The following is a 12,331-nucleotide window of genomic DNA, read 5'->3' on the forward strand; positions in this document are numbered from 1 at the left end:
CCATGACGGGGCTTGCAGGGGCGGCATGCCCCTGCGTGCATCACGCCTGCTGGCGCGCGGCCTGGAGCCAGCGGATCTCGCCGAGCAGGTCCACCAGGCCGGCCTGGATGAAGCCCAGGGTCGGCTCGTCCACCAGGCGGCCGTCTTGGATGCGGCTGGCCACGCCTGCGATGGCGATGTGCTGGCGCACCAGCGGCCGGGCCAGCGTGGCGGCCAGGGCATCGCGGATCTGTGCCTGCGCGCGCACGCCGCCGGCCGTGCCGGGCGATGCGGTCATGACCAGCACCGGCTTGCCCTTGAGCGGCGAGGCGAAGCCCGGGCGCGATGCCCAGTCGATGGCGTTCTTGAGCACGCCGGGGATGCCGTAGTTGTACTCGGGCGAGCAGATCACCAGGCCGTCCGCAGCCGCGATGGCAGCCTTGAGCTGCGCGACTGCGGCCGGCGGGCTGTCGCCATCGAGGTCGGCGTTGTACATGGGAACGTCGTCCAGCGGGAACAACTCCAGCGTGGCCGTGGGTGGCAGCAGCGGTGTGAGGCTGCGCAGCACGGCCGTGCAGTGCGATGCGCGGCGGATGCTGCCCGATATGGCAACGAGGCGGGTGGGGGCGGTGTTCGGATTGGCGGTCACTGGGGTTTGCTCCTTCTTTCAATTGTTTGAGTTTATGCATAAAATTCAAAACATGTACAAAAAAGAAACGCCCACGCGCACACCGCCCCTGGTTGACCAGGCGTTTGCACAACTGCGCCACGATGTGCTCAGCGGTACCTATGGTGCCGGTGCCAAGCTCAAGCTCGACGAGCTGCAGACGGCGTATGGCTTTTCCAGCAGCCCGCTGCGCGAGGCCCTGAGCCGCCTGGCCCAGGAGGGCCTGATCCGGGCCGACGAGCGGCGCGGCTTTCGGGTGGCCGCCATTTCGGAGGAAGACCTGGCCGACATCACCCGCATGCGCGTGATGCTGGACGTGCAGGCGCTGCGCGAATCCATCGCCCATGGCGACGATGCATGGGAGGCATCTGTGGTGGGTGCCTACCACCGGCTTGAAAAAGTGGAAGGCCGCCTGGGCGATGGGCCGGTCATCCTGGACAACGATTGGACCGAACTGCACACCGCCTTCCATACCGCGCTGATCTCCGCCAGCCCGTCGGAGCGCCTGCGCACCTGGAGCGCCAGCCTGTTCGACCAGGCCGAGCGTTACCGCCGCTACTCGGCCCGCTTTCGCAAGACCTCGCGGCGCAAGTCGAACGAGCACCGCAAGCTCATGGACGCCACGCTGCGCCGCGATGCGGACACCGCCTGCGCGCTGCTTGAAGAGCACATCCTGAGCACCCAGCGCAATGTGATGGCGGTGCTGGCCCAGGTCGAGCAGCAGGACGGCTGATCCTGCGGCCGCCACCAGGGCTGAAGGGCTCCTGGCTGTCCCGGCATCCAACTGACCGGTAGCGGGCTGCACGCACCGCCCTCATGCCCTGGCGGCCATCGCGGCCCCGCATCCCTTTCAGCCTTTCTCTTCGCGCACCCCCAGCGCATCCGCGCCCACGCAGCCCAGGCGGCACGCCGCTGCGGGCTTGCCCCTGCCTGCCTGGCGCACGCGGGGTTGGGTGCCGGCCACCCGCAACTTTCCCCCTGTTGATTACCTGAGGCGCCGCCGCTGGCAGGCTCTTTCGCGTCTCTTCAGTTTTTGTGCTTGGTGTAAACCACTATGCATTTACAATGTTTTATGCATAAAAATAACTTCATGCACCAATTCGTGCGGCTGGAAAAATTCACTCCGGGTCGCCGTTCTTTTCACCTTTCCCATCCCTTTGAAGGAAACCCATGAAACTGATGTCCTACTCGATCGCCGGCCGTGAAACCTGGGGCGTTGTCGTCGACGATGGCGTGGCCGAACTGGCGGCGCGCACGGGCCATGCCACGCTGGCCGACTTCATCGCCAGCCCCGACTTCGCGCGCCGCGATGCGCTGGTGGCCGGGCTGGGTGCCGATGCGAAGCTGGCCGACGTGGTGTACCTGCCCGTGATCCCCCGCCCCGAGAAGATCGTCTGCGCGGTGCGCAACTACATGGACCACCACCAGGAGGTGCTGGCCGCCGGCATGCACCGCGAGCTGTCCGAGCAGCCGCCGATCTTTTTGCGCGTATGGCGCTCGCAGACGCCGCACCAGGGGCCCATCGTGCGCCCGCACGTGTCGGAGTCGCTGGATTGGGAGGGCGAGCTGGCCGTCATCATCGGCAAGGAGGGGCGCGACATCAGCGAGGTGGATGCCTGGGCGCACATCGCGGGCTACAGCTGCTACAACGATGCCAGCGTGCGCGAATGGCAGTTCCATGCCAAGCAGATCGCATCGGGAAAGAACTTCGAGTCCACCGGCGCCTTCGGCCCCTGGATGGTGACGGCCGACGAGATCGCCCCTGGCCGCGAGCTCAAGCTGGAGACGCGGCTGAACGGTGCCGTGGTGCAGTCCAGCCACACGGGCCACATGATTTTCTCCATCCCGCGCCTGATCGCCTACGCCTCCACCATCTTCACGCTGGTGCCCGGCGACGTGATCATCACCGGCACGCCGGCCGGTGTGGGCTGGAGCAAGAAACCCCCGCAGTTCATGAAACCTGGCGACGTGGTGGAGGTGGAGATCGAAGCCATCGGCTTGCTGCGCAACCCGGTGGTCGCGCAGGCCTGAGCGTTGCCACTCCCCAGATCCCATCCATCCACCACCAACGGGTAGAGCACCAGGCCCCAAGACGGCCGCCGCCCATGGAGACAAGCACCATGAACAGAAGACACCTGCTGGCTGCCTGCAGCGCGGCTGCCGTTGCCTGGCCGGCATTGCCGGCCCTGGCCCAGGCCTACCCGGAGCGGGCCATCAAGCTCTACCAGGGCTTTGCGCCCGGCGGCAATGCCGACGCCATCGCCCGCGCAGTGGGCATGGAGATGGCCCGTGCGCTGGGCCAGCCCGTGGTGGTGGAGGCGCAGTCCGGCGCGGGCGGTACCATTGCCGCCACCACCGTGGCGCGCGCCAAGCCCGACGGCTACACCCTGCTGCTGGCCACCGGTGGCCACGCAGTGGCGGGGGCGCTGTACAACACGCTGCCCTACAAGTCGGTGGCCGATTTCGAGATGGTCTCCACCGTCACCTACTTCCCCTTTCTGGTGGTGGTCAACACCAACTCCAGGGTGCAGGGGCTGCGCGAGGTGATCGCCAGCGCGCAGGCCGCGCCCGGCACGGTGGCCTATGGCACGGCGGGGGTGGGCTCCACCCACCACCTCGCGGGCGAGCTGCTGGCCAGGCTGGCGCGGGTGAACCTGCTGCACGTGCCCTACCGGGGCGATGCCGCCTCGCTCACTGCCTTGCTGGCAGGGGACGTGCCCTTCATCATCGCGCCGCCCACGGCGGTGATGGCCAACATCCAGGCCGGCAAGCTGCGTGCCATTGCCACCACTGGCCCGCAGCGCTGGCCGGGCCTGCCGAATGTGCCCACCGTGGCCGAGCAGGGCGTGGCGGGCTACGACGTGCGCTCGTGGGCCGGCCTGATGGCACCGGCCGGCACGCCCCGGGCCGTGGTGGATCGCCTGAACGCCGAGGCCCTGCGCGCGCTGCAGGCGCCCGCCGTGCGCCAGCGGCTGGAGGACATGGGCGGCGAGGCGCGCGGCAGCACGCCCGAAGAGATGAAGGCCATGGTCAGCCACGAGCTCGAAAAATGGCAGCAGGTGGTGGCCGATGCCAAGATACCGAAACAATGAACGACTGAAAAAATTCACTGAAAGACTTTTCGCATGACTCTGATCGCCATCCGCAAACGCAGCCTCAGCATTGAGACCATCTACCACGAAGGCGGCCCGCCAGCGCAGCAGCCGCTGCGCGTGGCTGCGGCCTGCGCGGTGATCCACAACCCCTATGCCGGCCGCTACGAGCCGGACCTGCTGCCCTTCATGGCCGAGCTGCGCAGCCTGGGCACCCTGCTGGCCGAGGAGCTGGTGGCCACGCTGGGCAAGGAAAACGTGCAGGCCTACAGCAAGGCGGCCATCGTTGGGGTCAACGGCGAGCTGGAGCACGGCGCGGTCTGGCACGAGGCCGGTGGCTGGGCCATGCGCCAGGTGCTGGGCGAGCCCAAGGCCATCGTGCCGGCGGCCAAGGCCGTGGCGGCCACGGGCTACCGGCTGATGGTGCCGCTGCACTACATCCATGCGGCCTATGTGCGCAGCCACTTCAACAGCACCGAGGTGGGCATACAGGACGCGCCGCGCCCCAACGAGATTTTGTTCGCGCTGGTGATGGCCGATGGCGGGCGCGTCCACTCGCGCCTGGGCGGGCTCACACGCGAGCAGGTCTCCGTGCACGATGGGCAGCGCTGAGCATGGCGGCACACACCACCCCCATGACGATGAAGGCAGTGCAGCTGCAGGTCACCGGCGGCCCCGAGGTGCTGTCGCTCGTGGACCTGCCCGAACCCCAGCCGGGCCCGGGCGAAGTGCGCGTGCGCGCCCACGCCATCGGCGCGGGCGGGCCGGACGTGCTGATCCGCAACGGCACCTACAAATGGATGCCCCCGCTGCCCGCCGTGCCCGGCAATGAGCTGGCCGGCGTGGTGGATGCCGTGGGCCCTGGCGTGGACCGCCTGGCCGTGGGCGAGCGCGTGCTGGTCAGCGCCCGCGAGCTGCCCCAGCGCGGTGGCTGCTACGTGCAGGCCATCTGCGTGGACCAGGCCGTGCCCTTCGTGCTGCCGGCCAGCATTGCCTTCGACGATGCGGTGAGCCTGGGCAACTTCCAGCTCGCACTGGCGCTGCTGGCGAGCAACGGCAACCTGCCGGCGCAGGCCATCTTGGTGCCTGGCGCGGCCGGCGGCGTGGCCACCGCGCTGGCGCAGGTTGCGCGCTCGCGCGGGCTGCGCGTGATCGGCACGGCATCCAGCGTGGAAAAGCGCGCTTTTGCACTGGAGAACGGGGTCACCGACCTCGTCGATGGCGATGTGCAGGCCCTGCCGCAGCGCGTGATGGAGCTCACCGGCGGGCGGGGCGTGGACCTGGCCTTCGACCATGTGGGCGCCGCGCTCTTCATCGCCTGCCTGCGGTCGCTGGCGCCCTCGGGCATGGCAGTGTCGTACAACATCCTGGCAGGCCCGCCGTCGAGCGACGTGTTCGACGAGCTGCGCAAGCTGCTGGCCAAAAGCCTTGCCATCCGCACTTTCTCCATCCACGCGGTGGATGCCGACATCGCGCAGCGCCGCGGCCTGATGGAGCAGGCCATTGCGCTGATGGCCAGCGGCCAGGTGCGCGCACCGCGCGCCATGCGCCTGCCGCTGGCGCAGGCCCGCCAGGCGCACGAGCTGCTGGACAGCGGTGGCACGCTGGGCAAGCTCGTCCTCATCCCCTGACCCCATGGAGGCCGCCACCATGAACCCACCCTACAGCGCCAACCTCTCGCACTGCGGCATCTTCTGCCGCGACCTGGAGGTGATGAAGCGTTTTTACACCGGCGTGTTCGATATGCAGGAGACCGACCGGGGCGAGGGTGTCACCTTCCGCTTCGAGATCGTGTTCCTGAGCGGGCGCGACGACCAGCACCATCAACTGGTGCTGGCCGGCGGGCGCGGGGCCGATGCGCCCAGCACGGTGATGCAGCTGTCCTTCAAGGTCCAGACCATCGACCACCTGCGCGAGGCGCGCCGCCGGGCCCTGGCCCTGGGCGCGACGAAGATGCGCGGCCTGAACCACGGCAACGCGATCTCCATCTACTGCATGGACCCTGAAGACAACACCGTGGAGGTGTACCTGGACACCCCCTGGTACGTGAGCCAGCCCCACGGCGACCCGCTGGACCTGGACCAGGACGACGAGGCCATCTGGGCCCAGACCGAGCAGGTGGTGCGCACCGACCCGAGCTTCATGCCGGTGTCGCAATGGGCAGCACGCTTCGCATTGCGCAACGAGGCGTTGAAGAAATCGAAGCTTTAGTCAGGGGCGATTGGGAGCATCCTTTGCCTTTTGATCGCGGGTCCAAGGACGCAGGGCTTGCGAGGATTTTCAGCTGCTTGCAGAGGCATGGACGCAGCAACAAAAAAGGCTCCCAACGGGAGCCCAGTTTGCTTGGCTTCAGCGCGGGATAAAAACACTCCCCATGGCAGCAGCACCCGCGAAGTGCCGCCACCATGGGAAGGCCCGCAACTGCGTCAATTACATGGCGCTGAATTCGCCAGAAGAGATCTGGCCCGTGCGCAGGGCTTCAGCAGCCTGGGCACGCACAGCAGCGCGGTCAGCGGTGGACTTGTAGGTCACCACACGCGAGCCAGCAGGCTCGATGGAGCGGGTCTGTGCCACGGTAGCGGCTTCAGCAGCCACTTCAGCACGGGTGCGGTTCGTGTCGAACTTGGTGGCGAACTGCGAAGCATCGGCTTCGTCAGCCTGGGCACCGAAAGAAGCGAAAGCGGCCACAGCGGCGATGGAGAGGAAACGTGCGGTGTTGTTCATGATGAAAATCCTTGAAGTTAAAAAAGCGTCTCAATAAAAGCCGGGACAAAAACCGTTCTTGAACCGGATTCGGTGAGTCGCCTTGCGGGTTCGGCTCATCGATGGGTTGAACTGTACGCCGCTGTCGTCCAGAGAGAAACTATCGGGTTGCGAACTGACCGTTTCAGTATTACGAACAATGCAGTGGGCCTGTCGGCCCGTGAAGGGCTCTTGCAGTGGGCCTGTCGGCCCGTGAAGGGCTCTATTTCTGCAATGCTCCGTGGGGCCTGCAATGCTGCAATACGCTACGCTGCCGAGCCTCCGCTGCTTCCCACGAGCCTGGATAGGTGGATAAAGGTCTTGCGCAACTCCCCGAGTTTGGGTGGTTTGCTGAGGATGCAGTCAATGTGCGGTGGAGTCTCTCCATTGGACATCAGCTTGCGCCCCCAACCGGTCAGGAGAATGACCGGTGTCAACGGTGACATTTGCTTCACGGCTTCGGCGACCCTGCGTCCATCGATATGCGGCATGCCCAGGTCCGTGATGACCATGGCAAACGTTTCCCCCGCTTCTTGTGTTGCGCGAAAAGCGTCGATCCCTGCCTGTCCGCCATTGGCGGTGGTCACGTCATGACCGTCCACCTCCAGGACGTCGCGCAGCGATTTGAGCAGCATAGGATCATCGTCCACGATCAAGAGACGCAGGCGCGGGATGGATACATCGAGTATTTCAGTCGATGCAAGAGCCGCCGCGACAAAGGGCACCGAAAACACCAGGCGCATGGTTGTCCCCAGCCCCTGTGTGCTGTCGATTTCAATTTCTGCGCTGTGACGCTCCACAACGCCATACACCATCGCCAAACCAAGTCCAGTGCCCCGCGCGCCCTTGGTGGTGAAAAATGGTTCCAGGCAGCGGCGTCGTGTCGCCTCGTCCATCCCCGTCCCGGTGTCTTCCACCTCAAGATGTACATGCTCCAGTGGAAGGGATGCGTCTGCCACCCTTTGCACTGCCTTCGTGCGCAATGTCAGCGTGCCGCCATCCGGCATGGCATCAATGGCGTTGAAGAATAGGTTGATCAATGCTTCGCGGATCTCGCTTTCGATGCCCATGACCACTGGCAAATCCGGCGCAAGCTCGGTTCGCAACTGGATCACAACACCCCGCTGCTGAGGTATGTCGTGCCATCTGGCGCGCGTGAGGTCGATGACCTGTTGCAGCAGCAGGTTCAGTTGTACGGGGGTGAGTGTCAGCTGAGGTTCGCGGTGTCGGTAGAACTCTCCCATACGCGTGACCGTCTGTGCTACGTCTTCAATCGAGCGCTGAATGGTTTCAAGATAATTGCGGCCGCGAGCGCTGAGTCCGGGCTCATTGGTCAGCAGCGTCTCGGTATAGAGCGTCACCGGCGAGATGGCGTTGTTGATGTCATGCGCAATGCCGCTGGCCATTTGTCCGAGTGCCCCCAGGCGTTCCTGTTGCATCACAGCCTGCTGGCTCAGGCGCAAATCGTCGTACGCTTGGTGCAGCGTTCCGTAGAGTTGCGTTTGGTGCGCCGCCAGGGCGACATGCTCACTCAGTTGCTGCAAGAATTCGCATTCACCACTGCTGAAGGCATGCGCTGCATGGCGCGCGGTAATCAACACACCGAACACACGGCTTTCCGTCAACAGGGGCGCGACGACCAAAGAACGCAGCTTCCCGCGCGCCAGGCGTTGCGGAAAAGGAAACGCGACCTGACTGATATCGGGCTCGTACACGAGTTCCCCACGTACACAGCGCGACAAACCATTGGCATCAATGGTCACCTGCTCGTGAGCCGTCATGACCAGCTCCGTGGCCAATACAGCACTGCGTATCCCCACGCTGGCGATTTCCAGGATGTTGTTGGATGAGTCATGCAGGGACATGCAGGCAAAATCCACCGGAAGCTGGTCCTCCAGGCTATTCACAACCACCTGGAAGATGCTGGGCAGATCCTGCCGCTCTCCAATCGCGCGAGTGATCTGATGCAGCAAATTAAGGCGCCCCAACTGCGCCTGGAGCTTCTGTTCGCTCAACTTGCGTTCGCTGATATCTCGCACAAATCCGGTGAAGGTGGGGGGGTGTGCAGAGCCGCTACGTGTGATGGACAACTCGGCCGGAAACTCCGTTCCGTCGGCGCGCAGGGCCGTCAGCTCCACACGCTGGCCCAGTATTGGCCCAAGCCCGGTCGCGAGGTAGTGTTCCAGGCCTTGGCGGTGCTGCGCGCGCCACTGTGGCGGGATAAGCAACTCAGCCATGTCTCGGCCAAGCACGTCGCCCTTGGTATGACCAAAAATGCCTTGGGCTGCAGCATTGAAATCGACAATACGTCCTTCATGGTCGATGGAAACGATGCCGTCCAGGGCTGTGTTGACCACCGCGAGGTTGCGCTCCTGGCTCTCGCGCAAGGCAACCTCGGTGCGTTTGCGTTCGGTGATTTCCGATTGCAGCTGCGCGTTCGACATCACCAATTGATCGCGCGAAACGGTCGTTCCCTTCAGCGTTGACGTCATGGCATCGAATGCGCGTGCCAAGTCGCCAATCTCGTCACGGGAAGTCACATCGAGCCGATAGTCAAGATTGCCTGCACCCACGACCTCAGTGCTGGCGCGCAGCCTTTCAAGAGGTCGTGTCACGCTTCTGAGCACGAGAAGGAGCGTCATCATGATGACCAGTAAAACTGCTCCACCGAATGCCGCCACGGCCACACTGGCGCGCTGCTGGGCTTTGAGAACGCCCTCCCGGCTTCGCACGGACAGACGCAAGGCATCTGAGATCATGGCTTGCGTCTGGTTGATGATCTGCCCGGTGAGCCGGGAGTCCAACTCCTCCAGCACCTCGCTGGCTTGTGGGGCGGCCTTGCGCTCCTGCTGGTTGGCAACAAGCTGGTCGAACAAGGTGTCGACAACCGTGTGGGTGCGCCTGAATTCTTCCAAGATGGCAAGTTCTTCGGCGTCGCTGAATTCCGGTATTGGGGTCAGCAGCTTCAGCAGCGACGCTTGGCTCAAGCGCCGCTGCACCCTTGCGCGCTCTTCATGGCGCAACACGTACTCCAGCGTCAGGTGTCTGACTGCGGTGACAGCGTTGAGAATTTCGCCGGCCGCCTCGTTTTTGGCGAGCTCCTTTTTGACCTGCTGCGTCGTGGTCCACAACACGGCGCTGATGACGATTACCACGGCGGCGGAGAACAGTCCCGCAAGTTTGAGTCGGGTTGCGATTTTCACGCTGGCATTCCTAGTGGATGACCGTCACTGCGCGTGGCATCACCGCGAGCAGCCCGTCTAGGTGGATGTTGTTCAGGTAATTCGGCATCTCTTTTTTGTCACCGACCAACCCATTCTTAATCGCCCACCGCGCCTCGTCCTCCAATGTCAGTAGCAGGCTCTGGTCCAGCACAACCCGAAAGCGATACAGCGCCCAGGGCTCTTTCAGTTCCTCCGCGCTGAATTTCATGAACCGCCCCGTCATTTCTCGGGCCTGCTCGGGTGCATCCTGGCAAAACCGCCCACCCTGGATCAGCGCGCGCAGGACTTTTTTGACAGCTTCCTGGTTGTTCTCCACGTAGTCGCGTGTTCCGCTCACGCTGGAGGTTGCCTCGTAGATGCCTGTGGCGGAAAAGGCTGTGCTATTGGTGCCCAGGGCCTTTTTCATCGCGCTGACGTGCGGTTCCCACGTTGCGGCAGCATCGATGTCCCCCCGGGCCAGTGCGGGCGCGATGTCTTCCGGCTTGAGGTCGACTGCCGTCACGTCGCTGGGCGATAGCTTTTGCCGGTTGAGAAACGCATCCAGTACGAAATGTCCGGACGTGCCCAGCGATACACCAATGCGTTTGCCTCGCAAGCTGGCTGGCGTAGTGATGCCCCGGTCCTTGCGCCCCACGACTTCATAGTCGGATTCCGATGCAAAGATCGTGGCAATCACGGCAATCGGCTGCTGGCGCATGCCAGCGAACATGATGGGGATGTCGGCCGATACACCGAGGCTGGCTTTGTCCTCCAAAACCGCGTCCAGCGCGGCCTTGCCGCTGGTGTGCGGCTGGATTGTGACGTTCAGGCCTTCGGCACCGAAGTAGCCATTCTCGTGCGCAGCCAGTATCGGGCACGAGCCCGCATAGAAGGTGTTGGCGGCAATGATCACCTGCTCAAGGGGCCTGGGATCTTGCGATGAGGTACGGGTGCCCCATACCACGGTCCCCGCCACTGCCATGGCCAGAACAAGCAGGCCTGCTGCGATGCGAACAGACCCGTTTCCCTCTTTTGATGCCGTCGCTCGTTTCATCTTGAACCTCTCTGGCACTGCGCCCAGGCTTCTGCTGCAGGCCCCGGTACACGGCATTTGTCCCGCAGGTCAGTGCATGCCCAATGATTGTGCGTATTCCGGAGGCCAAGGCAAGGCGCAATTGACAGCGGATCAACCACCCAACACGTTGTGCGCGGAGCCGAATGGACAGGCCCAGCGTTTGAAACTACCATTGAACACAGAAATAATTGACAAAGACCTCTTGTGGATTGGGTGTCGTTACCACACAGGACAGGGACTTTGCGTTCTTCTGAGGGAACAAGGCATGCAACTGCGTCAGTTTCTCCGCGTCGGCTGTTGGGCCCCTCGGTCGGGATGTCCCCATTTTTTTGTGACCTGAGTTCGCATCAAGCACATGCCTATGCAAGCCCCGCGCCTTTTGATCGTGGACGACGAAGTGATGCAGATGACAGCGCTGTGTGACACGCTGACACCCCAGGGCTATGAAACCGTCGGCTTCACGTCTGCCAAAGCGGCACTCCTGGCGCTACGGGAACAACGGTACGAATTGCTATTGACCGACTTGACCATGCCGGAGATGGATGGCATTGAGTTGTTGCGCGCTGCGTTGGATATAGATCCGCAGATGGTGGGGGTCGTCATGACGGGCGATGGCACTATTTCTTCGGCGATTCAGGCCATGAAAGTTGGTGCCTTCGACTACATACTCAAACCTTTCCGGCTGAGCGCCATTCTCCCGGTGATTGCGCGTGCCTTGGAGGTCCACAGTTTGCGCCAGGAAAATGCGGTGCTGGAGCTGCAGTTGCAGGAGCATATGGCGGCGTTAGAGGCGCGCAACAAGGAGCTGGCCTCAGCCAATAGCGAGCTTGAGGCATTTGCCAGCTCCGTCTCACACGATTTGCGCGCACCTTTGCGCATCATTTCCCAGTTTGCCCAGATCCTTGAAACCGACTTTGGGTCCGAAATGCCTGCAGAGGCCCGCGAGATGTTGGGCCGCATTGGCCTGGGGACGCAGCGCATGCACCAGCTTGTTGCCGATTTGCTGCGCTTGTCCAAACTGGGGCGCCAGACATTGATCAAGCGTCGCGTCGATCTGGACAGTCTTGTGCATGCGCTGATTGATGAGTTGCGCCCGGACTACGCGCGTGATGGCATCGGCATCCATGTTGGCCCGCTGAACCACTGCACTGCGGATCCTGCGCTGCTTCAGCAGGTGATGACCAATCTTCTGTCGAATGCGTTCAAGTTTACGCGGGGTCGCGATCAAGCCCGGGTGGAAATCGGGCGCCTTCCGCAGCAAGAAGAGGCAGCCTATTTTGTACGCGACAACGGTGTAGGTTTTGACATGGCCCATGCTGGCAAGCTGTTCGCTCCCTTCCAGCGGCTGCACCGCGCGGAGGACTATGAGGGTACGGGCGTCGGCCTGTCGATTGCGCAGCGGATAGTGGAGCGCCACGGCGGCCGTATCTGGGCCGAGGCGGAGGAGGGTAAGGGCGCCACGTTTTTCTTTACACTTTCCTCCGAGGATGACCTTATGAGGTCGAAGGCTGCAGCTGCGGGCGAGTCGGGTGGAGTCGCCGACTGATGCCAGGGCATACGCTACTCCGTGACC

Annotated in this window: 11 protein-coding genes; 7 read left to right on the forward strand and 4 right to left on the reverse strand. The window is 63.5% G+C overall.

All coding sequences use genetic code 11. The features are described 5' to 3' along the window. Positions 1-40 precede the first annotated feature (40 nt). Entirely contained in the window at positions 41-628 is a 588-nt protein-coding gene (locus ARADN35_RS0108270; RefSeq protein ID WP_010460989.1) for an NADPH-dependent FMN reductase, read from the reverse strand. 34 nt (positions 629-662) lie between these two features. Here ARADN35_RS0108270 and ARADN35_RS0108275 point away from each other — a divergent pair, with 34 nt between their 5' ends. The 6 genes from ARADN35_RS0108275 to ARADN35_RS0108305 all read left to right on the forward strand — a co-directional run bounded on the left by ARADN35_RS0108275 (position 663) and on the right by ARADN35_RS0108305 (position 5,949). After that, entirely contained in the window at positions 663-1,379 is a 717-nt protein-coding gene (locus ARADN35_RS0108275; RefSeq protein WP_029413710.1) for a GntR family transcriptional regulator, read from the forward strand. Positions 1,380-1,816: 437 nt separating this feature from the next. Further along, the gene (locus ARADN35_RS0108285) at positions 1,817-2,677 is read left to right on the forward strand and encodes a fumarylacetoacetate hydrolase family protein (RefSeq protein WP_010460995.1); all 861 of its coding nucleotides are present in this window, start codon (positions 1,817-1,819) and stop codon (positions 2,675-2,677) included. Between the two features lie 89 nt (positions 2,678-2,766). Further along, positions 2,767-3,738, forward strand: coding sequence for a tripartite tricarboxylate transporter substrate binding protein (locus tag ARADN35_RS0108290; protein ID WP_010460997.1), 972 nt, complete (start codon positions 2,767-2,769; stop codon positions 3,736-3,738). A gap of 33 nt (positions 3,739-3,771) precedes the next feature. Further along, complete coding sequence (locus ARADN35_RS0108295; RefSeq protein ID WP_010460999.1) at positions 3,772-4,350, forward strand: amino acid synthesis family protein; 579 nt, start codon at positions 3,772-3,774, stop codon at positions 4,348-4,350. 23 nt (positions 4,351-4,373) lie between these two features. Then, entirely contained in the window at positions 4,374-5,369 is a 996-nt protein-coding gene (locus ARADN35_RS0108300) for a zinc-dependent alcohol dehydrogenase family protein (RefSeq protein ID WP_100199409.1), read from the forward strand. 19 nt (positions 5,370-5,388) lie between these two features. Continuing rightward, positions 5,389-5,949, forward strand: coding sequence for a VOC family protein (locus tag ARADN35_RS0108305; protein ID WP_010461002.1), 561 nt, complete (start codon positions 5,389-5,391; stop codon positions 5,947-5,949). Positions 5,950-6,168: 219 nt separating this feature from the next. Here ARADN35_RS0108305 and ARADN35_RS0108310 read toward each other — a convergent pair whose 3' ends face one another. The 3 genes from ARADN35_RS0108310 to ARADN35_RS0108320 all read right to left on the reverse strand — a co-directional run bounded on the left by ARADN35_RS0108310 (position 6,169) and on the right by ARADN35_RS0108320 (position 10,737). Continuing rightward, a complete protein-coding gene (locus ARADN35_RS0108310) occupies positions 6,169-6,462 on the reverse strand; it encodes a hypothetical protein (RefSeq protein ID WP_010461004.1) in 294 nt (97 codons plus the stop codon). Between the two features lie 284 nt (positions 6,463-6,746). Continuing rightward, the gene (locus tag ARADN35_RS0108315) at positions 6,747-9,683 is read right to left on the reverse strand and encodes a PAS domain S-box protein (protein ID WP_010461007.1); all 2,937 of its coding nucleotides are present in this window, start codon (positions 9,681-9,683) and stop codon (positions 6,747-6,749) included. Between the two features lie 10 nt (positions 9,684-9,693). Continuing rightward, the gene (locus ARADN35_RS0108320) at positions 9,694-10,737 is read right to left on the reverse strand and encodes an ABC transporter substrate-binding protein (protein ID WP_035196818.1); all 1,044 of its coding nucleotides are present in this window, start codon (positions 10,735-10,737) and stop codon (positions 9,694-9,696) included. Between the two features lie 406 nt (positions 10,738-11,143). On the opposite strand from ARADN35_RS0108320, the gene ARADN35_RS26060 reads away from it, so the two are divergent. Continuing rightward, the gene (locus tag ARADN35_RS26060) at positions 11,144-12,304 is read left to right on the forward strand and encodes an ATP-binding protein (RefSeq protein ID WP_244265862.1); all 1,161 of its coding nucleotides are present in this window, start codon (positions 11,144-11,146) and stop codon (positions 12,302-12,304) included. The last annotated feature ends 27 nt before the right edge of the window (positions 12,305-12,331 follow it).

Source organism: Acidovorax radicis N35 (genome assembly GCF_000204195.1).
GTDB lineage: Bacteria > Pseudomonadota > Gammaproteobacteria > Burkholderiales > Burkholderiaceae_C > Acidovorax > Acidovorax radicis.

What these genes read in the sequence shown, in the direction of transcription:
- ARADN35_RS0108275 (WP_029413710.1), top strand. Translation starts at nt 663, where the DNA reads ATGCATAAAATTCAAAACATGTACAAAAAAGAAACGCCCACGCGCACA.
- ARADN35_RS0108285 (WP_010460995.1), top strand. Translation starts at nt 1,817, where the DNA reads ATGAAACTGATGTCCTACTCGATCGCCGGCCGTGAAACCTGGGGCGTT.
- ARADN35_RS0108290 (WP_010460997.1), top strand. Translation starts at nt 2,767, where the DNA reads ATGAACAGAAGACACCTGCTGGCTGCCTGCAGCGCGGCTGCCGTTGCC.
- ARADN35_RS0108295 (WP_010460999.1), top strand. Translation starts at nt 3,772, where the DNA reads ATGACTCTGATCGCCATCCGCAAACGCAGCCTCAGCATTGAGACCATC.
- ARADN35_RS0108300 (WP_100199409.1), top strand. Translation starts at nt 4,374, where the DNA reads ATGACGATGAAGGCAGTGCAGCTGCAGGTCACCGGCGGCCCCGAGGTG.
- ARADN35_RS0108305 (WP_010461002.1), top strand. Translation starts at nt 5,389, where the DNA reads ATGAACCCACCCTACAGCGCCAACCTCTCGCACTGCGGCATCTTCTGC.
- ARADN35_RS0108310 (WP_010461004.1), bottom strand. Translation starts at nt 6,462, where the DNA reads ATGAACAACACCGCACGTTTCCTCTCCATCGCCGCTGTGGCCGCTTTC.
- ARADN35_RS0108320 (WP_035196818.1), bottom strand. Translation starts at nt 10,737, where the DNA reads ATGAAACGAGCGACGGCATCAAAAGAGGGAAACGGGTCTGTTCGCATC.